The sequence below is a fragment of the Enterococcus eurekensis genome (genome assembly GCF_042654605.1).
GTDB classification, from domain to species: domain Bacteria; phylum Bacillota; class Bacilli; order Lactobacillales; family Enterococcaceae; genus Enterococcus_I; species Enterococcus_I eurekensis.
Genome location: NZ_JBHSGT010000020.1, coordinates 98826 through 120978, shown reverse-complemented (window position 1 = coordinate 120978; position 22153 = coordinate 98826). Strand labels below are relative to the sequence as shown.

19 protein-coding genes are annotated in these 22153 nt (G+C 37.3%); 18 read left to right on the top strand and 1 reads right to left on the bottom strand.

Annotated features, from left to right (window positions below; all coding sequences use genetic code 11):
* The first annotated feature begins 55 nt into the window (after window positions 1–55).
* From ACFO3L_RS03670 to cls, 8 genes are all read left to right on the top strand, one after another.
* Window positions 56–1231, top strand: coding sequence for a THUMP domain-containing class I SAM-dependent RNA methyltransferase (locus ACFO3L_RS03670; protein WP_379963949.1), 1176 nt, complete (start codon window positions 56–58; stop codon window positions 1229–1231).
* Window positions 1221–1868: an HD domain-containing protein gene (locus ACFO3L_RS03665; RefSeq protein WP_379963947.1), complete on the top strand. Its 648-nt coding sequence runs from the start codon at window positions 1221–1223 to the stop codon at window positions 1866–1868. Before ACFO3L_RS03670 ends, ACFO3L_RS03665 begins: the two co-directional genes overlap by 11 nt.
* Before the next feature lie 147 nt (window positions 1869–2015).
* Window positions 2016–3362 carry a DEAD/DEAH box helicase gene (locus ACFO3L_RS03660; protein WP_379963945.1) on the top strand — a complete coding sequence of 449 codons (1347 nt, stop codon included), beginning with the start codon at window positions 2016–2018 and terminating at the stop codon, window positions 3360–3362.
* Between the two features lie 103 nt (window positions 3363–3465).
* A complete protein-coding gene (locus tag ACFO3L_RS03655; RefSeq protein ID WP_379963943.1) occupies window positions 3466–4491 on the top strand; it encodes a DUF7278 family profilin-like fold-containing protein in 1026 nt (341 codons plus the stop codon).
* Window positions 4492–4510: 19 nt separating this feature from the next.
* Window positions 4511–4834, top strand: a complete 324-nt coding sequence (locus ACFO3L_RS03650) for an inorganic diphosphatase (protein WP_379963941.1) — start codon at window positions 4511–4513, stop codon at window positions 4832–4834.
* 313 nt (window positions 4835–5147) lie between these two features.
* Window positions 5148–7790: an alanine--tRNA ligase gene (alaS, locus tag ACFO3L_RS03645; RefSeq protein WP_379963939.1), complete on the top strand. Its 2643-nt coding sequence runs from the start codon at window positions 5148–5150 to the stop codon at window positions 7788–7790.
* A 184-nt stretch (window positions 7791–7974) separates the two neighbouring features.
* Entirely contained in the window at window positions 7975–9126 is a 1152-nt protein-coding gene (locus ACFO3L_RS03640; RefSeq protein ID WP_379963937.1) for a cation diffusion facilitator family transporter, read from the top strand.
* A gap of 15 nt (window positions 9127–9141) precedes the next feature.
* The gene (gene cls / locus ACFO3L_RS03635; protein ID WP_379963934.1) at window positions 9142–10614 is read left to right on the top strand and encodes a cardiolipin synthase; all 1473 of its coding nucleotides are present in this window, start codon (window positions 9142–9144) and stop codon (window positions 10612–10614) included.
* Here the strand turns inward: cls and ACFO3L_RS03630 are convergent.
* Window positions 10594–11010, bottom strand: a complete 417-nt coding sequence (locus ACFO3L_RS03630; RefSeq protein WP_379963932.1) for a ribonuclease HI family protein — start codon at window positions 11008–11010, stop codon at window positions 10594–10596. The two genes, cls and ACFO3L_RS03630, sit on opposite strands and share 21 nt — an antisense overlap.
* A 58-nt stretch (window positions 11011–11068) precedes the next feature.
* On the opposite strand from ACFO3L_RS03630, the gene ACFO3L_RS03625 reads away from it, so the two are divergent.
* The 10 genes from ACFO3L_RS03625 (at window position 11069) to carB (ending at window position 22141) form a co-directional block, all read left to right on the top strand.
* Window positions 11069–11491, top strand: coding sequence for an EbsA family protein (locus ACFO3L_RS03625; protein ID WP_379963930.1), 423 nt, complete (start codon window positions 11069–11071; stop codon window positions 11489–11491).
* Complete coding sequence (locus tag ACFO3L_RS03620) at window positions 11492–12181, top strand: hypothetical protein (protein ID WP_379963928.1); 690 nt, start codon at window positions 11492–11494, stop codon at window positions 12179–12181.
* 15 nt (window positions 12182–12196) lie between these two features.
* Window positions 12197–12667 (top strand): signal peptidase II, encoded by a 471-nt coding sequence (lspA, locus tag ACFO3L_RS03615; protein ID WP_379963926.1) that lies wholly within the window; start codon window positions 12197–12199, stop codon window positions 12665–12667.
* Window positions 12657–13559: an RluA family pseudouridine synthase gene (locus ACFO3L_RS03610; protein WP_379963924.1), complete on the top strand. Its 903-nt coding sequence runs from the start codon at window positions 12657–12659 to the stop codon at window positions 13557–13559. Before lspA ends, ACFO3L_RS03610 begins: the two co-directional genes overlap by 11 nt.
* Window positions 13560–13808: 249 nt before the next feature.
* The gene (gene pyrR, locus ACFO3L_RS03605; protein ID WP_379963922.1) at window positions 13809–14345 is read left to right on the top strand and encodes a bifunctional pyr operon transcriptional regulator/uracil phosphoribosyltransferase PyrR; all 537 of its coding nucleotides are present in this window, start codon (window positions 13809–13811) and stop codon (window positions 14343–14345) included.
* A gap of 8 nt (window positions 14346–14353) precedes the next feature.
* Entirely contained in the window at window positions 14354–15640 is a 1287-nt protein-coding gene (locus ACFO3L_RS03600; protein ID WP_379963920.1) for a solute carrier family 23 protein, read from the top strand.
* A gap of 15 nt (window positions 15641–15655) precedes the next feature.
* Window positions 15656–16582 (top strand): aspartate carbamoyltransferase catalytic subunit, encoded by a 927-nt coding sequence (locus ACFO3L_RS03595; protein ID WP_379963918.1) that lies wholly within the window; start codon window positions 15656–15658, stop codon window positions 16580–16582.
* Window positions 16583–16594: 12 nt separating this feature from the next.
* Window positions 16595–17878 (top strand): dihydroorotase, encoded by a 1284-nt coding sequence (locus tag ACFO3L_RS03590; RefSeq protein ID WP_379963916.1) that lies wholly within the window; start codon window positions 16595–16597, stop codon window positions 17876–17878.
* 1 nt (window position 17879) lies between these two features.
* Window positions 17880–18956 (top strand): carbamoyl phosphate synthase small subunit, encoded by a 1077-nt coding sequence (locus ACFO3L_RS03585; protein WP_379963914.1) that lies wholly within the window; start codon window positions 17880–17882, stop codon window positions 18954–18956.
* A complete protein-coding gene (gene carB / locus ACFO3L_RS03580; protein ID WP_379963912.1) occupies window positions 18956–22141 on the top strand; it encodes a carbamoyl-phosphate synthase large subunit in 3186 nt (1061 codons plus the stop codon). The genes ACFO3L_RS03585 and carB overlap by 1 nt, the downstream gene beginning before the upstream one ends.
* The last annotated feature ends 12 nt before the right edge of the window (window positions 22142–22153 follow it).

Below are 22153 nucleotides of genomic sequence, written 5' to 3'. Positions count from 1 at the left end.
TATCAGGGGAATCCTTCCGTTACGGGAGGATTTTTTTATCAAAAGGAGAACAATTATGAAAGAAAATCAAACATTTAACCTTGTTGCAACGGCAGCAAGTGGATTAGAAGCATTAGTCGGTAAAGAGTTGCGAGATATGGGGATTGAGTGCCAAGTTGAAAATGGGCGCGCTCGATTTAAAGGAACGATGGAAACGATCGCTCAAACAAACTTATGGTTGCGTACGGCAGATCGAATTAAGATTGTTGTAGGCGAATTTGATGCGTATACTTTTGATGAATTATTTGAAAAAGTTAAAGCCTTACCTTGGGAAGATTTCTTGCCATTAGATGCTGAATTCCCTGTAGCAGGTAAATCAATTAAATCAAAATTATACAGTACACCCGATTGCCAAGCGATTACAAAAAAAGCAATTGTTAATCGTTTACGCGAGTACTATCACCGTCCAGCATCGGTTCCTTTAGCTGAAACGGGTGCTTTATTCCAATTAGAAGTAGCTTTGTTAAAAGACCACGTGATGGTGACTTTAGACACAACCGGACCAAGTTTGTTTAAACGTGGTTACCGTTTAGAAAAAGGTGGCGCTCCACTGAAAGAAAATATGGCAGCAGCTCTTGTGATGTTAACAAATTGGCGTAAAGATCGTCCGTTTTATGATCCAGTATGTGGTTCTGGAACGCTTTGTATTGAAGCGGCTCTGATTGGTCATAATATTGCGCCAGGCTTTAACCGTGATTTCGCCTGTGAAAAATGGGATTGGTTTAAACCAGAAATTTTTGACAAAGTTCGATTAGAAGCTGACGAAGCAGCGGACTACGATGTGGTTCTTGATATTACCGGTTCTGATATTAATGGCCGTTTAATTGAGATTGCTCAAAAAAATGCCGATGAAATTGGTTTAGGTGATTCGATTACCTTTAAGCAACAAGCTGTGAAAGATATCCATATTACGAAAGAATACGGTGTAATTGTAGCCAACCCACCTTATGGTGAACGTTTAGGTGAAGCAGAAAGCGTTCGTCAACTGTATAAAGAAATGGGACAAGTCTTTAGACCGTTAAAAACCTGGAGTAAGTACATTATTACCAGTGATTTGATGTTTGAAGAGTTTTATGGCGAAAAAGCCACGAAAAAACGTAAATTATACAATGGTGCTTTAAGAACCGATTTATTCCAATATTGGGGAACTAGACCGCCAAGAGAACCAAGAGAGACTACTGATGCGAAGTAATAAAATCGAGCATGTGATTGCATTTGCACGTAAAGAATTGGAAAATGAAAAGTCGGGTCATGATTTTAAACATGTTCAACGAGTCGCAAATTACGCTAAAATGATTGTAGAAGGTGATCAACTCAGTGTGGATTCTTTCGTTGTTCAAGCGAGTGCTTATCTTCATGATGTCATTGATGATAAAGTGGTGGAAGACGTTGCTAGTAAAGTCAAAGAAGTTGAAGCGCTACTATCGGGCTTAGAGGTAAGTGAAGGACAAATGAAGGATATTTTACATAGCATTCAAAATATGTCTTATTCTAAAGGATTAACAGACGATGCCGAACCTTTAAGTTTAGCGGGAAAAATTGTTCAAGATGCTGATCGTTTAGAAGCAGTCGGTGCGATGGGTATTTTAAGAACAGCCTATTACGGTGGTGGCCATGGTCATCCAATCTATGATGAAGAAATAAAACCAAAGACTTTTACAAGTAAAGCAGAATATCGTCAAGGGTCAACCGTCATCAATCATTTTTATGAAAAATTATTTTTATTACCCGATAAAATGAATACGACTTATGCGCGTAATTTAGCATTTGAAAGAAAACAGTTTATGGAACAATTTTTAGACCAGTTTTATGCAGAATGGCATGTTTAAAGGGAAAATTAGAGGGCTGTGACAAGGTTGTCGCGGCTCTTTTTAGCGGATTTCCTTTGAAGATATTGATTTTATTTTCTGAAAAGTAGGTTTTCAAAAGTGAATGTGTTATAATCACAAAGATGTTATAAGAAAGAAGGTGTTTGAATGTCATTTGAATCATTTGCATTCCAACCATTTATTTACAAAGCACTAGAAGAAAAAAAGTTTACCGAACCAACTGAAGTTCAAAGTAAGTTAATTCCGGTAATTCAAGAAGGCCGCAGTGTCGTGGGGCAATCACAAACCGGGAGTGGAAAAACACATACCTTTTTATTACCACTAATGGATAAAATTGACGCGACCAAAGATCAAGTCCAAGTAGTTATTACGGCACCAAGTCGTGAGTTAGCGACTCAAATCTATCAAGAAGCCAAACAAGTTGCCGCTTTTTCAAATCCTGAAATGCGTGTGGCAAACTATGTGGGTGGGACAGATAAACAAAGACAAATGAATCGTTTAAAAAATCAACAGCCGCATGTGGTTGTTGGAACGCCAGGTCGTATTTTAGACTTAGTTAATGAAAGAGCTCTAAAAATTTATACGGCAACAGCCTTAGTAATTGATGAAGCAGATATGACGCTTGATTTAGGTTTCCTAAAAGAAGTCGACCAAATCGCTGGTCAATTACCAGATAAATTACAAATGCTTGTTTTTTCAGCGACGATTCCTGAAAAACTACGCCCATTCTTGAAAAAATATATGGAAAATCCATTAATTGAAGAAATTCGTCCGAAAGCGATTATTTCAGAAAGCATTGAAAACTGGTTAATTTCAACTAAAGGAAAAGATACGAATCGTTTAATTTACAATTTATTAACGGTCGGACATCCCTATTTAGCAATTGTTTTTGCGAATACAAAATCAAGAGTCGATGAAATTGCGAGTTATTTAATCGAAAAAGATTTGAAAGTTGCTAAAATTCATGGGGATATTACACCTCGTGACCGTAAAAAAGTCATGCGTCAAGTACAAAACTTAGAGTATCAATACGTTGTCGCAACCGATTTAGCTGCTCGAGGAATTGATATCGAAGGTGTCTCTCACGTTATTAATGCTGAAATTCCTGAAGATCTCGATTTCTTTATTCACCGTGTGGGTCGTACGGGTCGTAATCAATTAGCTGGGACAGCTATTACATTGTATAGCCCAAGTAATGAACAAGCGATTGCTGAAATTGAAAAATTAGGTGTCGAATTTGAACCAAAAGAAATTAAAAATGGTGAAATTGTTGACACTTATGATCGAAATCGTCGTAAAAAACGTGAGAAATCGCGTGATGAATTGGATCCGAAAATTCAAGCGATGGTCTTTAAGAAAAAGAAAAATGTTAAACCTGGTTATAAGAAAAAAATTCAATGGGCGATTGATAAAGATCGTAAAGCCAAACGTCGTTTAGAAAACCGTCAAACAAGTCGTACGGCGCGCAAATCTAAGAAAAATTCAAACCAATAATTTTAATAAATCAACTAAAGCAAATAAAAATGTTTTAGTTGATTTTTTTGATTCGTGCTATACTAAAAAGAGAATCACGAAAAGAAAAAGGGTGGGGAGCAAAGTGACTTTTTTTGAAGCGTTAGAGTGGATTAATTGGAAAAATTTATCGCCGGAATTAAGACTTCAAGTAATGAATCAAGTATTAATGTATTTTGTCAGTCCTTTAAAATATATTTCTGATGTTGAATATACAAATTTTGAGTTGGGCGGTGTCAAGTGTGAAACGTTTGAATGCTCAATTGACAGTGAACGTTTTGTCTTAATTCCAGGGAATCAAGAGGCGATTTTGGGATGGAATTTTGGAACACAAGGGTTACCTGTTAGTGCTTGGGAGCACGATGGCAACATCGAATCGACTTATTATTTAAAACTCAAGGAAAGTTATGGTTTAGAAACAACCGAAGAATGGGATGCATTTGTCAATGAATCAACGAGCCCTTTACGCAAAGTTTCCATTCCACCAATGCTTGTTCAAAAAAGCGCATTGCCAGTAGGAGCGAAGTCGATTGGCGAGTTAAATACAGTCACAGGTGAATTTATAGGGGTTGTAGAAGCGTTTTTACCAATTGAAGAGACGGTTCGTCAATATTTTAAAGGGGCGATGACTTTAGAAGACTGCTTTGAAATCATGCAAGCGGCTGAGATTTTTGAAGAAAATATTTTTTATGCAAGAAGCGATAGGGATTCAGATACGTATCAAATTTTTACGCATCAAAATGAGACTTACACTTCACTAAAGAAAAAAGTAGAGGCCGATCTTTTTGAATTGTTAGATGAGGATGCTTGGGAATATGCGTTAGGTGCGGGAACGCGAAAATTGTTCCGTTGGCCTCGCTACCTCGATCAGCGTCCTAAAATAACGGATTATAATATGTTTGGATTAGCCGTCTCAACAACGAATAGCTATTGGGAACTGACCGATTCCCCGTTTTTAAAACTTGAAAAAATGGCAGATGTGGGCATTCCATTGTTCGATCGATTACCTTTGGCGACTTATTATCGTTCACGCAAGCTACGAGCGAATGAAGAAATTTTAAAACCAATGGATTATGCCTATCGAAAAGCGATAATTATTCGTTCTGAATAATTTAGATGGGAGGATAAGAATGGAAATGCTTCATGTCATTGTAGATCGTCCAATTGGTTATATCGATGCCTTTGGTAACCACTATCCAATAAATTATGGTTATGTTGCAGGCGTGATGGGTGGCGACGGTGAAGAACAAGACGCCTATATTTTGTCGAAAAGTGTTACTCAACCACTGGAAACGTTTAAAGGTGTTTTGATAGCGGTTATTAAAAGAGCGGATGATGTTGAAGACAAATGGGTGATTTCATCACCTGGAGAAAATTTCAGCCTTGCAGAAATTACAAAAGCTGTCTATTTTATAGAGCGTCATTTTAATTCAAGAATTATCCTTATCGAGTAAGTTTAAAATCTCCTGATAGAACAATCTTTGTGATTGACTTTTCATGAAAAGTTTCTTATACTTCAATAGTAGAAAAGGACATCTTTTATTTTTTAACTTCTGTACAGAAAGTTTTTCAAAGCTGAGAGAAAAACCAGAAACAAAGTAGAAGGCTCCCTTGGATTCCTTGGTAGAAATACCAACGCCACTCAGCGTTAGCGAGATGAAGAGGTAATGATCGAACATCATTGCAAACAAGGTGGTACCGCGTGTAGACGTCCTTGTCTTGCAATGATGTTTTTTTGTCCTAAAAAAGGAAAGAAGGAAAGTAAAAATGAAACAATTATCAAGCGCACAAGTGCGTCAAATGTATTTGGATTTCTTCAAAGAAAAGGGACACCGTGTTGAACCAAGTGCGTCACTTGTTCCAGTTAATGATCCGACATTATTATGGATTAACTCAGGTGTAGCAACATTGAAAAAGTATTTTGATGGTACCATTGCACCAGAAAACCCAAGAATGACCAATTCTCAAAAATCAATTCGGACGAATGACATCGAAAATGTTGGGAAAACAGCGCGTCATCATACCATGTTTGAAATGTTAGGGAACTTTTCAATTGGCGATTATTTCAAAAAAGAAGCGGTTCATTGGGCATGGGAATTTCTAACTTCACCACAATGGCTTGCTTTTGATCCTGAAAAACTATTTGTAACAGTCTATCCAAAAGATGTGGAAGCAAAACGCCTATGGTTAGAAGAAGTTGGTTTGCCAACAAATCATGTGATTGAATTAGAAGATAACTTCTGGGACATCGGTGCAGGGCCAAGTGGTCCATGTACAGAGATTTTTTATGACCGTGGCGAAGAGTTTAATGACGTAGCTGAAGACGATCCCGAAAACTTCCCTGGTGGCGAAAATGAACGCTATTTAGAAATTTGGAACTTAGTCTTCTCTGAATTTAACCACAAAGCAGATGATACTTATGAACCATTACCAAACAAAAACATTGATACGGGTATGGGATTAGAACGTGTCGTATCAATTGTACAAAATGCTCCAACAAACTTTGAAACAGATTTGTTTATGCCAATCATTAAAGAAGTTGAAAAAATCAGTGGTAAGGCTACTTATGGTGAGAATCCAATCATTGATACTTCATTTAAAGTTATTGCTGACCATATTCGTGCTTTATCATTTGCAATTGGTGATGGTGCATTGCCTTCAAATGAAGGCCGTGGTTATGTATTACGTCGTTTATTACGTCGTGCTGTAATGCATGGACAAAAACTAGGGATTACCGAGGGCTTCTTATATAAACTAGTACCAGTGGTTGGTAAAATCATGGAGAGCTACTATCCTGAAGTCTTAGAAAAACGTGAATTTATTGAAAAAGTAATCCGTACAGAAGAAAGTCGTTTCCATGAAACAATTAACGAAGGGTTAGATATCTTAAACCAAGTCGTATCCGAGTTAAAAGAAGCAAATGAAACGACTCTAAATGGTCAAACAATCTTCAAGTTGTATGACACTTACGGTTTCCCTGTTGAATTAACAGAAGAAATTGCAGAAGAAGCTGGATTTAAAGTCGATCATGAAGGCTTTGAAGCTGAGATGAACGCACAACGTGAACGTGCTCGTGCTGCTCGTAGTACAGAAAAATCAATGGACGTTCAATCAGGCTTACTAACAGATATTAAAGTTGAAAGTCAATATGTTGGTTATGATATGTTAAGTGTTGCTAGTGAGGCACTGATTTTAATTCAAGATGAAACACTCGTTGACTCACTAACAACAGGTGAAGCACAAGTGATGTTTGCTAAAACACCTTTCTACGCTGAAATGGGTGGACAAGTAGCCGATAAAGGCGTTATTTTAGACGAAAACAACAAATTAATTGCAGAAGTAACGGATGTAAAACGTGCACCAAATGGACAACATTTACACCAAATCACTTTACAGGGCGAATTAAAAGTTGGCACAACTTATAAATTAGAAGTTGATTTTGCAAACCATAATGGTATTTTGAAAAATCATACAGCAACTCACTTATTACATAAAGCTTTAAAAGAAGTTTTAGGTGATCATGCAAACCAAGCAGGTTCATTAGTAACAGCAAACTATTTACGTTTTGACTTTACTCATTTTGGACAAGTTACAGCTGAAGAATTGGTTCAAATGGAACGTATTGTTGAGGAGAAAATTTGGGAAGCTTTACCAGTTGTCACAGTTGAAACTGATATTGAGACAGCAAAAGGTATGGGCGCAATGGCACTCTTTGGTGAAAAATATGGTAAAGAAGTCCGTGTTGTCAATGTTGGCGATTGGTCAATTGAATTATGTGGTGGAAATCACGTCAAAAATACGGAAGCGATAGGGATCTTCAAGATTATTTCGGAATCAGGGATTGGTGCAGGTGTTCGCCGAATCGAAGCAGTAACTGGTAAAGAAGCTTATGAGTTCTTGCAAGAAAAAGAAAACCAAGTCCTAGAAATTGCACAAATTGTCAAATCCACACAACTAAAAGACGTTGTTAATAAAGTGGAACAATTACAACAACAACTACGTGAATTGCACAAAGAAAATGAACAATTAGCAAGTAAATTAGCCAATCAACAAGCAGGTGATTTATTTAAAGACGTTAAAGAAAGTAACGGTATAACTTACATCGCGACTCAAGTTTCTGTTAAAGACATGAACCAATTACGTCAATTAGCCGATCAATGGAAACAAAAAGCCGTTTCTGAAGTTCTTGTTTTAGCAACAAAGAATGAAGATAAAGTTAATTTACTTGTTGCAGCAAGTCCTGAAGCAATTGCTAAAGGGGTTAAAGCCGGTGATTTAATTAAAGGAATTGCGCCAAAAGTTGGCGGTGGCGGTGGTGGCCGTCCAGATATGGCTCAAGCGGGTGGTAAAAATCCAGCAGGTATTCCAGATGCATTAGCAGAAGTTGCCAATTGGTTAGCAACCAAATAAAAAGAAAACTTCAAGTCCTCGTGAATTTCCATGAGGATTTTGAAGTTTTTAAAATTTTTATTACTAATTTTTATTTTTAAGAGATATTGACTTGATGCAACCGTTATTTACTTAAGGTTATCGATTGAAACCATTCGCAAGAAACGGTAGAATAATAGAGAGTCAAGAAAGTAGGAAACAAAAAATGATTCGTTTTTTTATTAGTAGAATGGAGAAGAAATATCGCCAAGAAATGCTAAGAGGAAAGATTGGTTTACTTGCGGGGATTTTTGGCTTACTAACGAACCTCATTTTGTTTCTCAGTAAGTTAATTATTGGTCTATCCGCCAATTCCGTTTCGATTATGGCCGATGCGATGAATAGCTTTTCAGATAGTATTTCGTCAGTTCTTGTACTGATTGGTTTTAAAATTGCCTCAAAACCGGCAGATAAGGACCATCCATATGGCCATGAACGTTTTGAATATGTGACTGGACTAGGAGTTGCTATTTTAATTACTTTCGTTGGGACACAATTCTTTAAAACGTCAATTGAAAAAATAATGAATCCAACAAATATTCATTTTTCATGGATAACACTCCTTGTTTTGTTTCTCTCAATTATTATTAAATTGTATCAAGGCATTGCTTATCGTTACGCAGGGACTAAAATTGATTCACAAACACTTATTGCCAATGCTAAAGATAGTTTTAATGACGTGTATACAACGAGTGCGGTCTTATTTTCAGTCTTAATTGAACGGATATCAGGCTTGCGGATTGACGGTTACATTGGATTTATTTTAGCTACTTACATTACGATAAGTGGACTTTTGATGGTACGAGATTTTGTGAACGAACTTTTAGGACAACGCCCAGCAGAAAAAGAAATTCGACAAATTGAAGAGAGATTGAACCGTTATCCGAATATTTTGGGTTACCATGATTTACTCATTCATAATTATGGTCCACAAAAAAGCTTTGCTTCTGTTCACATTGAAGTCAACAGTCAATGGTCATTAAACCAGGCGCATGATGTAATTGATTTAATTGAACGTGACATTAGTAAAAAGCTTGGCGTCCATCTTGTTTGCCATATCGACCCTGTGATGATTAATAGCGAAGAATATGTCGAGATGAAACAAATTTTGAAAAAGGTTTTAAAAAAACTAAATGGAGATTTCCGTATGCACGATTTTAGGATTCGATATAAGCTGATGCTTGAATTTGATTTGGTAGTACCAGAAAGCAATCAACTTTCTGAGGATAAAATTAAGACTGAAATCGCTCGTGAACTTCGCGATCTAAATAAGAGTTACCAGCTTAAAATAACGTTTGATCATAATTACTTGTTATAAAGGAGAAAAAGTCGGATGGATTGGTTACATAAAATAAATATCAATATCGCACTGCAAATACTTCTTCTTTTTTTAGTGATTAATACGATTGGTGCTTTAATTACTGTGTTTCGTCGGCCGCGCTCAATTGCGAGTGTTTTTGCATGGATGATGGCTTTGATCTTTTTGCCAGGAATCGGGTTCTTATTATATGCATTTGTGGGACGAAAAATCGACGGGGAAGTTATCTATTTATTGAATAGTCATCACCAACAGCGGATTAGTGAGATTGGTGAAATTATTGAAGAGCATAATCAAAGATTTGATGATGGGAAGATTTCTAAAAGTGTTGAACTTTTAAAAGACTATTTCGATTACTCTGAAGAATCACCGATTACTCGAGGAAACCAAGTCAAAATTATTATAGACGGCCAACAAAAGTTTAGTGAATTATTTAGAGATATTCGAAAAGCAAAAGAAACCATTCATATGGAATACTATGCGATTTTTGACGACTGTATTGGTAATCAGTTGTTAAACTTACTTATTCAAAAAGCCAAAGAGGGCGTTAAGGTTCGTGTTTTATTTGATCCTTTCGGTGGGAGAACGACGGAACGATTTTTTAAACCACTGATTGCGGTTGGTGGAAAAGTCTTACCATTTATTACTGCACGCGACTTCATCCGTAAGACGCGTTTGAACTACCATTTGCATCGGAAGATTGTTGTAATTGATGGGAAGATAAGTTGGACAGGTGGATTTAATGTCGGAGACCAATACTTAAATGAAACAAAACGCTTTGGTTATTGGCGAGATACCCATGCGAGAATCATTGGGACGGCTAGTTTTAGTCTGCAAGAGATTTTCTTGCGCGATTGGAATGCTTCGGTATCGAAACCAGAAGACTATTTAGAGTACGATGAAAAGTATTTTCGTCTTCCGGAAAAAGCAGAATATGGCACAACCCAATTACAAGTGGTTGCCGATGGACCTGATGATGAGGACCAGATTTTAAAAGGCGGTTTTATAAAAATGATTTTAAGCGCCAAAAAAAGAGTCTGGATTCAGTCACCGTATCTAATACCTGATGACTCCATGTTGGATGCACTAAGTATTGCTGTTCGTTCCGGAGTTGATGTGCGTATCATGATTCCAAGTATGCCTGATCATCCTTTCATTTATCGGGCAACACAATATTATGCAAATTTCTTACATAAAAAAGGGGCGAAAATTTACATTTACAATGGCGGTTTTTTACATGCTAAAACGATGATTGTCGACCATGAGCTTTCTTCTTTTGGAACAACCAATCAAGATATTCGAAGCTATGCTTTAAACTTTGAGGTTAGCGCATTTGCTTATAATCAGGAGATTACAGATGAACTCGCGGCAATTTTTAAAGCCGATCTGCTTGAATCGACCTTGTTAACAAGTGATATGATTCAAGCGCAGTCGAAATGGCTTCGATTCAAGCAAGCTTTTTCGCGACTATTGTCTCCGATTTTGTAGTTTTAGTGATTTTTGTAAAGCTTGTCTAGCGAGATGATCAGCGCCTTTATTTTTATTTTCGGGAATCCACTGAATAATCACTAGTTTAAAAAGTGTGAGTAACTCTTGAATTTTAGTTAAATAATCAATGAAATCTTTATTTTTTGTATAGTCCTTTTCGATCGTTTCTGCTAGAATCTTACTGTCTGTAAAAATAAAAATCGTTTCTTGCGTTTTTTCTTTTTGAATTAGATATTCCAAAAGAGCAATTAATACTGCAAACTCCGCTTGGTGGTTTGTTAAAGTAGACAATATAACGGTTTTTTGTAAATACAAATTATCACCAACTAAGACGATGCCACCACCACTAGGCCCAGGATTTCCTTTGGTTGATGCATCAATGTATGCTTTAATCATTGTTGATAATCCCTCCTTTTGAGTCTTTGCATTTATTATACGTCAGAAAGGGGAACAAATGGAACGTAAATTTCATTGGAAACATGAAATCTCATACGCTATTATTTATTGGTCAATTACTTTTTTTTGGTTTTTTCTAGCAATGATCTTAAGCTTAGAAAAAGCGACTTTTCATTGGAAGAGTCTCATTTTCTTCCTCTTATTTTTAGTTTTTATCGCTTTTAGTCGCCAACAATTTATTCGATTTTCTGAGCAAAGTATCCAAATTTCTTATGGCTTTTTTCGAAAAAAGAAACTTTCATTTGAGCAAATTGATCAAGTAGTTATTTCTGAGAATCATTTAAAGATTTATTACAAGTCGAAAGTTTTTGAAGGGTTGTTCTCACCTAAAGTAATAGAAGAGTTGTGTCAATTATTGAATGATGAATTGTCGGAGAAAGTTAAACTAGAAGAACAAGAAGTTGATGAAAGGAGGGATTAGATGGGAAGCCAGGCATTAACATTTTTAACCAGTTTTAATCGTATTGAAAAACGCTTTAAAGAAGAACTTGGTTCACCGAAGAACATGGGATTTACCCAGATGGTCCGTCGTCTTTCTCACCGTAATGATCTCCCAGTTAAAAAGTACGAAGGAGATTTATTACAAATTGCACAATTACGCAATGCAATTGTGCATGAACATATTGGAGAGGGTTTCATTATTGCCGAACCGAATCAGTGGATTTTACATCGTATTTTGATGATTGAAGAGGAATTGCTAAAACCAGAGCACGTCTTACCTCGTTTTGGCAAAAAAGTGACTGGTTTTGAAAAAACACTACCATTAACTGAACTCTTTAAGATTGTTGCTCAAAAACGTTATTCGCAATTTCCAATTTATGATAAAGGGCACTTTTTAAGTCTGATTACTTTACGTGAAATTGGCTACTGGACAGCCAAAGAAAGTCAGTCAGGAGAAATTGTTTTAACTGGAAAAACTGCAAATGACTTAATTTTAAAAGATGGCAAAACAACTAATTATGAATTTGTGGCAGCGGATTGCCCGATTGCGCAAGTTGAGCAAATGTTCAAGCAAAATGCCACCCTAGAATCGATTTTAATTACAAAAAATGGGCATCCAAATGGTAGCTTATTAGGAATTATCCGCCCGAAAGATATGATAAATATATAAGAAAAGAGTGGAAGTATGTTAGCGGTATATTTTTTAATCAGCCTTGTTTTAATTGGAATCGATCAATGGATTAAATATTGGACAGTCGCCAATATTTCTTTGCATGAAACGATGGAGTTTATTCCGTCAGTACTATCTTTAACCTATATCCGAAATACAGGTGCGGCCTGGAGCATTTTAGAAGGTCGAATGGGATTTTTCTTTATCATTACCATGATAGCAGTGGCTGTTGTGACCTACTTATTGATTAAGCACCGTACAGAACACTGGATTTTCACCATTGGTTTGTCTTTTGTTTTAGCGGGAGCCATTGGGAACTTTATTGATCGCATGCGTTTAGGTTATGTTGTTGACATGTTCCAAACAGAATTTATGAATTTTCCAATATTTAATGTAGCCGATGTCTCCTTATTTATAGGTGTCGCATTCATTTTTATCTACACTTTATTTGAGGAGAAATTGAAAGGAAGCAAACATGAAAAATGAAATTAAAGTTGTTATAGAAGCTGAAAAGGGACGCGTGGACAAAGTCTTAGTGCACCGTTTAAAAGACTATAGTCGTTCACAAATCCAAGCTTGGCTCAAAGAAGATGTCGTAACCATCAATGGTGAAATCATTAAAGCCAATCGTAAAGTCGCAGCGGGGGATGAGATTGTAATTACAATTCCTGAACCGATTACGTTAGACTTAATGCCAGAAAATATCCCGCTTGAAATTGTCTATGAAGACGATGATTTGGCCGTCATTAATAAACCACAAGGCATGGTTGTTCATCCATCAGCTGGACATCCAAATGGAACACTTGTCAATGCATTGTTGTATCATTTGGAAAACTTATCGACAATTAATGATGTGATTCGCCCAGGGATAGTTCATCGGATTGATAAAGATACTTCTGGTCTATTAATGGTTGCTAAAAATGATAAAGCACATGAGTCGTTAGCCAAACAATTAAAAGATAAAACATCATTGCGAAAATATGTCGCGTTGGTTCACGGGAATATTTCTCACGAAAGAGGAACAGTCAACGCGCCGATCGGTCGATCAAAAGACAATCGTAAAATGCAAGCAGTCATGGCTGAAGGAAAGCCAGCTGTTACCCATTTTAGTGTTTTAGAACGTTTTGAACAATTTACTTTAGTTGAACTACAATTGGAAACCGGACGGACGCATCAAATTCGTGTGCATATGCAGTATATTGGTTTTCCTTTAGCAGGCGACCCTGTTTATGGACCAAGAAAAACGTTGCCGGGCAACGGTCAATATTTACATGCGAGGTTATTAGGGTTTAAACACCCGACAAGCGATAAGGAAATGATTTTTGAAGTAGAGATTCCAGAAATGTTTCGAAAAACTTTAGAAAATTTAAGAAAATAAATTGCTTTTTGAGGCAATTAAGTGTATAGTTAGCTCAGTTAAAAAATAAATAACGACCTTTAAGTGTAGTCCCGTGAGGCTAAGAAGGCAGAGAGTATACAGATGACGCTTGTTTGCGAACAAGGCCGCTTTGTATCATTTTATAAATAGCTATGGTTATTTTTGTATAGCCGTATTCTGATGAAATGTTCACTCCTACCTAATAACGGGTAGGAGTTTTTTTATTGCAAAAAAAAAGGAGGATGCAACATGATTGAAAAAGAAGTCGTCGATGCATTGACGATGAAACGAGCAATTACACGAATTACTTATGAAATTATTGAACGGTATCAAGAAATTGAAAATGTTGTTTTAATCGGGATTAAGACACGTGGGATTTTTATTGCTGAAAGAATTGCTCAACGCTTAAAAGAATTAGAGAATATAGAAGTACCCGTAGGTGAATTAGACATTACGCTATACCGTGATGATAAATCAGTCGAATTAGAAGAAGCCAAACTACATGACTCAGCGATTCCAGTTTCATTAGAAGGCAAAGAAGTGATCTTAATTGATGATGTACTCTTCACTGGACGAACCATTCGTGCAGCACTTGATGCGGTAATGGACTTTGGACGACCAAAAAGAATTGGTCTGGCTGTTTTAGTCGATCGAGGACACCGTGAATTACCTGTTCGACCAGACTTTGTTGGGAAAAATATTCCTACAGCATTAACCGAAGAAATCGTCGTTGAAATGGAAGAATACGATGGAAAAGACCGAATTATGTTGTATAAAGAAGGGTAGGAAGTCAAATGAAAGATATATTTAGAAATCCAGACGCAATTTTAGATATTAGTGATAAACCAAAGATGCTCCCGTGGCTAGGTTTAAGTTTACAACATTTATTTACCATGTTCGGTGCAACAGTTCTTGTGCCACGTTTAGTCGGAATTGATCCAGGGATTGCCCTAGTTAGTTCAGGTTTTGGAACAATTGTTTACTTATTTATCACAAAAGGAAAAATTCCTGCTTATCTTGGAAGTAGTTTTGCTTTTATTGCCGCGATGCAGATGTTGATGAAGGGGCAAGGTCAAGGTTATCCTGCAATCGCGCAAGGTGCGATGACTACGGGTCTCGTTTATCTAATCGTCGCTTTAATCGTTAAGAAAATTGGTTCTGCTTGGTTGGATAAAGTTTTACCACCAATCGTTGTTGGTCCAGTAGTTATGGTAATCGGTCTAGGTTTAGCGGCTAATGCGGCCAACAGCGCGATGTATAACCCTGCTGGTGATTATGACTTCAGATATGTCTTTGTGGCTTTAGTAACGCTAGCCTTAACAATTTTCTTCAATATGTGGTTCAAAGGTTTCTTGGGCTTAATCCCAATTTTACTAGGAATTGTAAGTGGCTATATCGTTGCCTTACTGACAGGAATTGTGGATACGAGTATTATTGCAAATGCTAGTTGGTTCTCAATGCCAGAATTTCAAATGCCTTTTGTTCAATACCAACCGACGTTACAAATTGGTGCAATCGTCACAATGGCCCCAATCGCTTTTGTCACAATGACTGAACATATCGGTCATTTAATGGTACTAAACAAACTGACGAAACGTAATTTCTTTGAAAATCCAGGTTTAAGCAAAACTTTGGCTGGCGACGGGGCAGCTCAAATTGTCGCAGGTTTAATTGGTGGACCACCGACAACCAGTTACGGTGAAAATATTGGTGTCTTAGCCATTACACGCGTCCACAGTGTTTTCGTAATTGCTGGAGCAGCCGTTTTCGCAGTGGCATTGGGATTTGTCGGTAAAATGAGCGCTTTAATTCTAAGTATTCCAAATCCGGTTATTTCAGGCATTAGCTTCGTATTATTCGGTGTCATCGCGGCAAGTGGGTTGAAAATTTTAATTGAGAACAAAATTGATTTAGATAAGAAAAAGAATCTGTTAATTGCATCGGTCATTCTAGTCGTTGGTATCGGTGGCTTAGTTTTAGAAGTTGGAACATTTACTTTATCGGCAATGGCTTTAGCGACGGTTTTAGGTATCTTCTTAAATCTGATCTTACCAGAAACATCTCGTAGCGAAGAGAGTTAACTAGGAGGAAAAAGCATGATTATTCAATCAGAGCGTATTAGTTTAAAACATTTATTGTCAGTTGAAGCATTATCTGACTTAGAAGTCATGGGTTTAATCCATCGGGGGCAGGAGTTCAAAAAAGGCGCAAAATGGAATCCAGAAAAAGAACAATATTTTGCAACGAACTTATTTTTTGAAAATAGTACTCGAACACATAAAAGCTTTGAAGTTGCCGAAAGAAAATTAGGAATCGAAACGATTGAATTTGAAGAATCAAAAAGTTCTGTACAAAAAGGGGAAACACTATATGACACGGTTTTAACCATGTCCGCAATCGGGGTCGACGTGGCAGTTATTCGTCATGGAGATGAGCATTATTATGATGAATTAATTGAAAGCCGAACGATTCAATGCGGGATTATTAATGGTGGTGACGGTAGTGGTCAACATCCAACACAATGTTTACTTGATTTAATGACCATTTATGAAGAATTTGGTACCTTTGAGAATTTGAAGGTCGCAATTGTCGGGGATATCACGCATTCACGTGTGGCAAAGTCAAATATGCAAATGTTAAAACGATTAGGTGCAAAAGTTTTCTTTTCAGGTCCTTATGAATGGTATACCGAAGAATTTGAAGTCTATGGTCATTACTTACCTTTAGATGAATTAGTTGAAGAAGTTGACGTGATGATGATGTTACGTGTTCAACATGAACGCCACGATGGCGAAGAGAGTTTTTCAAAAGAAGAGTATCATCAAAAATTTGGTTTGACAGAAGAACGGGCAGAACGTATGAAAAAACACGCAATCATCATGCATCCAGCACCTGTTAACCGTGATGTTGAATTAGCAGATTCACTTGTTGAGGCAATGCAATCACGAATTATCACACAAATGTCAAACGGTGTTTATATGCGTATGGCTATTTTAGAAGCCGTGTTGACAGGAAGATCATAGGAGGAAGTAATAATGAGTACATTAATTAAAAATGGTAGAATCGTTTCTCACGATAATGAATTGACGAAAGTTGATGTTTGGATTAAAGAAGGAAAAATTCATGCAATTGGTGAAGCTTTCAATGAAAGTGATTTTGAAACAGTTTTTGACGCAAAAGGTCAATTAGTTACACCAGGTTTAGTTGATGTTCATGTCCACTTTAGAGAACCAGGATTTACGTATAAAGAAACAATCGAAACAGGGAGCAAAGCAGCCGCAAGAGGCGGTTTTACGACAGTTTGCGCAATGCCCAACTTAAATCCAGTACCTGATACAGTTGAGAAATTTGAACAAGTGCAAGCAATTATTGATCGCGATGCGGTTGTAAAGGTATTACAATATGCACCAATTACGGAAGAGCTAAGAAGTGAACGTTTAGTTGATTTTGCGGGCTTAAAAAAAGCGGGCGCCTTTGCTTATACAAATGATGGTGTTGGTGTGCAGACGGCTGGTGCGATGTACTTAGCGATGAAAGAAGCTGCAAAAAATAATATGGCGATTGTTGCACATACTGAAGATGAATCATTACTATTTGATGGTGTGATGCATGCGGGTAAACGTTCGGAAGAATTAGGCTTACCGGGAATTATTAGTGCAACGGAATCTTCCCAAATTGCTCGAGATTTACTTTTAGCAGAAGAAACGGGTGTTCATTATCATGTTTGTCACGTTTCAAGTAAAGAAAGTGTTCGCGTGATTCGTGAAGCAAAACGTGCAGGGATTCATGTAACGTGTGAAGTTTGTCCCCATCACTTAGTTTTAGTCGATGAAGATATTCCAGAAGATAACGGTTATTGGAAAATGAACCCACCATTACGTGGCAACGAAGACCAAAAAGCATTAATCGAAGGTTTATTAGATGGTACGATTGATTGTATTGCAACCGATCATGCGCCACATAGTCATGAAGAGAAAAATCAAAGTTTTGTCGATTCACCATTTGGAATTGTCGGATCAGAATATGCTTTCCAAATGATTTATACACACTTTGTTAAAACAGGTATTTTTACATTAGAGCAAGTCGTTGATTGGATGGCGATTAAACCAGCAGCTATTTTTGGGTTAGAAGTCGGACGGCTAACTATCGGCGGTCCTGCTGATTTAGCAATTTTTGATTTAGAAACAGAATATGTCGTAGATGACCATCAATTCCTATCAAAAAGTATTAATACACCTTTTGTAGGATGGAAATTATATGGAGATACAATCCTCACTCTAGTAGATGGGGAAATCGCTTGGAAAAAGGCAGGGGAATAGGATGAAACGTTGGCTAATTTTAGAAGATGGTACTTATTTTGAAGGTACTGGCTTCGGAGCAGAATCAAATGTTTTTGGAGAAATTATTTTTACAACAGGTATGACTGGTTATCAAGAAACCATCACCAATCAAAGTGCCAATGGGCAAATCATTACTTTTACTTATCCAGTAATTGGTAATGCAGGGATTAATCGTGATGATTTTGAATCACTTTCTCCAACATGTAAAGGAATTGTCGTTAAAGAGCATGCACGACTAGCGAGCAATTGGCGTAGTCAAATGACACTTGATGAATTTTTAAAACGTAAAGGCATTCCGGGGATTTCAGGGATTGATACGCGGGCATTAACACGTAAAATTCGTGAATACGGAACAATGAAAGCAAGTATTGTTGATGCAGGAGATACCTTCTCGCATGCTTACGATCAATTAAAAGCCGCTGTTTTACCAACGAATCAAGTCGAGCAAGTTTCTACAACAAAACCTTACCCTAATCCAGGCGTTGGTCGCAATGTTGCGATTTTGGATTTTGGCTTAAAACATAGTACGATGCGTGAATTAGTCAAGCGTCAATGTAACTTAACGGTATTACCTTATACCACATCAGCAGAAGAGATTTTATCGATTAATCCTGATGGTGTACTTTTAACTAACGGACCGGGCAATCCAAAAAGTTTACCAAATGTCTTAAAAACGATTCAAGAACTTCAAGATAAAGTGCCTGTTTTTGGGATTGCCTTAGGTCACCAATTATTAGCACTTGCCAATCAAGCAGATACGGTAAAAATGAAATTTGGACACCATGGGAATCATCCAGTTCGTCATTTAGAAACAAATAAAGTTCATTTTAGTGCTCAAAGCCATGGTTATGTCGTTGATCGTGAAAGCATTGAAAAGACTGATTTAGTCGTGACTTATGAAGAAATCAACGATAAAACGGTAGAAGGAATCAAACATACTAAATATCCAGCGATGGGCGTACAATTCCAACCGGACGCCTCACCTGGAACACACGATGCATTATATTTATTTGATGAATTTTTAGCAATGATGGATGCATGGAAGGAGCGCAACTAATGCCAAAGAGAACAGATATTAAAAAAATTATGGTTATCGGATCAGGTCCAATTATTATCGGTCAAGCAGCCGAATTTGATTACGCAGGAACACAAGCTTGTTTAGCTTTAAAAGAAGAAGGTTATGACGTTGTTTTAGTTAACTCAAATCCAGCGACAATCATGACGGATAAAGAAATTGCTGATAAAGTATATATTGAGCCGATTACGTTTGAATTTGTTTCTCGCATTTTGCGTAAAGAACAACCAGATGCGCTTTTACCTACACTAGGTGGTCAAACTGGATTAAACATGGCGATTGAATTAGCCAAATCGGGTATTTTAGAGGAACTTTCAATCGAATTACTAGGAACAAAACTTTCAGCGATTGACCAAGCAGAAGATCGTGATTTATTTAAACAATTGATGGAAGAATTGCACCAACCAATCCCAGAATCAGTTATCGTAACAACGGTGGAAGAAGCTGTTGATTTTGCCAACGAAATTGGCTATCCAATTATTGTTCGTCCAGCCTTTACAATGGGTGGTACTGGTGGCGGTATGTGTGATAACGAAGAAGAGTTACGCCATATTGCAGAAAATGGTTTGAAATTATCGCCAGCTACTCAATGTTTAATTGAACGTAGTATTGCTGGTTATAAAGAAATTGAATATGAAGTGATGCGTGATTCATCTGATAACGCCATCGTTGTTTGTAACATGGAGAACTTCGATCCGGTGGGAATTCATACAGGAGATTCAATCGTATTAGCGCCAAGTCAAACGTTAACGGATTATGAACACCAAATGTTACGTGATGCGTCACTAGATATCATTCGCGCCTTAAAAATAGAAGGTGGTTGTAACGTTCAGTTAGCTTTAGATACGGATAGCTTTAACTATTATGTGATTGAAGTCAATCCGCGTGTTTCACGTTCTTCCGCTTTGGCAAGTAAAGCAACTGGATTCCCAATTGCCAAAATTGCAGCCAAAATTGCGGTTGGTTTAACATTAGATGAAATGATTAATCCTGTAACTGGAACAAGTTTTGCTGCTTTTGAACCGACGATCGATTACGTTGTTTCAAAAATCCCGCGTTGGCCGTTTGATAAATTCGAATCAGGCGAACGTCTACTTGGAACACAAATGAAAGCCACTGGTGAAGTGATGTCAATGGGCCGTAATATTGAAGAATCACTTTTAAAAGCGGTTCGTTCGTTAGAAATTGGCGCCTATCATATCGAGCTTGCTGAGTTGGCTGATGTTTCAGAAGAAGAATTGCAAACAAAACTCGTTAAAGCTCAAGACGATCGTTTATTCTACGTAGCAGAAGCATTCCGTCGCGATTACACGATTGAACAACTAAATGACCTAACAAAAATTGACCCATTGTTCTTGGATAAAATTTTACATATTATTGAAATTGAACGCGAATTAGCCGTAAATCCAAATGATTTTGCTATTTTAAAAATCGCCAAAGAAAATGGCTTTGCCGATCGTAAAATTGGTGAACTTTGGAACATGTCAGAAATAGCCGTTCGTGAGTTGAGATTAGAAAAAGGCTTAAAACCAGTTTATAAAATGGTTGATACTTGTGCGGCTCAATTTGAATCAAACACGCCTTATTTCTATGGTAGCTATGAAACAGAAAACGAAAGTGTCCGTAGTGAAAAACCATCGGTGCTTGTACTAGGTTCCGGTCCTATCCGGATTGGTCAAGGGGTTGAGTTTGACTATGCAACAGTGCATTCCGTTAAAGCAATCCAAGAACTTGGTTACGAAGCCATTATTATGAATAGCAACCCAGAGACTGTATCAACTGATTTTTCTATCTCAGATAAATTATATTTTGAACCATTAACGTTAGAAGATGTACTAAACGTTGTCGATCTTGAGCAACCAGTCGGTGTGATTGTTCAATTTGGTGGTCAAACAGCGATTAATTTAGCCGAGCCTTTATCTAAAGCGGGCGTTAAAATTTTAGGGACAACCATTGAGGATCTCGATCGTGCTGAAAACCGTGATTTATTTGAGAAAGCCTTGAAAGAGTTAGGTATTCCACAACCATTAGGAGATACTGCAACGAATACAAAAGATGCAGTCGTAATCGCTGAAAGAATCGGTTATCCTGTACTTGTACGACCAAGCTATGTTTTAGGTGGCCGTGGTATGGAAATCGTCGAAAATCAACACGATTTGGAAGACTATATGGAAAACGCGGTGAAAGCATCGCCAGAACATCCAGTCTTAATTGACCGTTATTTACTTGGAAAAGAGTGCGAAGTCGATGCGATTTGCGATGGTGAGACAGTTTTACTTCCTGGAATTATGGAGCATATTGAACGCGCAGGTGTTCACTCAGGAGATTCAATGGCTGTTTATCCGCCACAAAATCTTTCAGATAAGATTATTCAAACGATTGAAGACTATACGAAACGTTTAGCGATTGGCTTAAACTGTATTGGAATGATGAACATCCAGTTTGTTATTCATGATGAGACTGTGTATGTCATTGAAGTGAATCCACGGGCAAGTCGTACGGTACCATTCTTAAGTAAAGTAACTGATATCCCGATGTCTCAAGTTGCAACCAAAGCGATTTTAGGTGAAAAACTAAAAGATTTAGGTTACAAATCTGGTTTAGTTCCAACTTCTGTGATGGTTCATATTAAAGCGCCAGTCTTCTCATTTACGAAATTACTTAAGGTCGATACTTATTTAGGCCCAGAAATGAAATCAACTGGTGAAGTAATGGGAACCGATGTTAACTTAGAAAAAGCACTTTATAAAGCTTTTGAAGCTTCTGGCTTACGTATTCCTGAATTTGGCTCAGCTTTATTTACGATTGCTGACGAAACAAAAGAAGAAGCACTAGCTTTAGCTAAGCGCTTCTCAGAAATTGGCTTTAGTTTAACAGCAACAAGCGGTACAGCGAAATTCTTAAACAGTCATGGTCTTTCTGTGAAGTCAATTGCTAAAATTAGCGAAGAAAGTCAAGAAGCAACCGTAGTTGACTTAATTCGCAATGGAAGCACACAACTGGTCATTAATACAATGGATAAAAATCGTCAAAATGCTTCACAAGATGGTTTTATTATTCGACGCGAAGCAGTCGAACATGGCGTACCATTATTTACTTCACTTGATACTGCCGATGCGATTTTAAAAGTAATGGAATCCCGCGCATTTTCAACGAAAGCAATATAAGCAATATATCTT

Coding starts and splice junctions, on each gene's coding strand:
- ACFO3L_RS03670 (WP_379963949.1), top strand. CDS start 56: ATGAAAGAAAATCAAACATTTAACCTTGTTGCAACGGCAGCAAGTGGA.
- ACFO3L_RS03665 (WP_379963947.1), top strand. CDS start 1,221: ATGCGAAGTAATAAAATCGAGCATGTGATTGCATTTGCACGTAAAGAA.
- ACFO3L_RS03660 (WP_379963945.1), top strand. CDS start 2,016: ATGTCATTTGAATCATTTGCATTCCAACCATTTATTTACAAAGCACTA.
- ACFO3L_RS03650 (WP_379963941.1), top strand. CDS start 4,511: ATGGAAATGCTTCATGTCATTGTAGATCGTCCAATTGGTTATATCGAT.
- alaS (WP_379963939.1), top strand. CDS start 5,148: ATGAAACAATTATCAAGCGCACAAGTGCGTCAAATGTATTTGGATTTC.
- ACFO3L_RS03640 (WP_379963937.1), top strand. CDS start 7,975: ATGATTCGTTTTTTTATTAGTAGAATGGAGAAGAAATATCGCCAAGAA.
- cls (WP_379963934.1), top strand. CDS start 9,142: ATGGATTGGTTACATAAAATAAATATCAATATCGCACTGCAAATACTT.
- ACFO3L_RS03630 (WP_379963932.1), bottom strand. CDS start 11,010: ATGATTAAAGCATACATTGATGCATCAACCAAAGGAAATCCTGGGCCT.
- ACFO3L_RS03625 (WP_379963930.1), top strand. CDS start 11,069: ATGGAACGTAAATTTCATTGGAAACATGAAATCTCATACGCTATTATT.
- ACFO3L_RS03620 (WP_379963928.1), top strand. CDS start 11,492: ATGGGAAGCCAGGCATTAACATTTTTAACCAGTTTTAATCGTATTGAA.
- lspA (WP_379963926.1), top strand. CDS start 12,197: ATGTTAGCGGTATATTTTTTAATCAGCCTTGTTTTAATTGGAATCGAT.
- ACFO3L_RS03610 (WP_379963924.1), top strand. CDS start 12,657: ATGAAAAATGAAATTAAAGTTGTTATAGAAGCTGAAAAGGGACGCGTG.
- pyrR (WP_379963922.1), top strand. CDS start 13,809: ATGATTGAAAAAGAAGTCGTCGATGCATTGACGATGAAACGAGCAATT.
- ACFO3L_RS03600 (WP_379963920.1), top strand. CDS start 14,354: ATGAAAGATATATTTAGAAATCCAGACGCAATTTTAGATATTAGTGAT.
- ACFO3L_RS03595 (WP_379963918.1), top strand. CDS start 15,656: ATGATTATTCAATCAGAGCGTATTAGTTTAAAACATTTATTGTCAGTT.
- ACFO3L_RS03590 (WP_379963916.1), top strand. CDS start 16,595: ATGAGTACATTAATTAAAAATGGTAGAATCGTTTCTCACGATAATGAA.
- ACFO3L_RS03585 (WP_379963914.1), top strand. CDS start 17,880: ATGAAACGTTGGCTAATTTTAGAAGATGGTACTTATTTTGAAGGTACT.
- carB (WP_379963912.1), top strand. CDS start 18,956: ATGCCAAAGAGAACAGATATTAAAAAAATTATGGTTATCGGATCAGGT.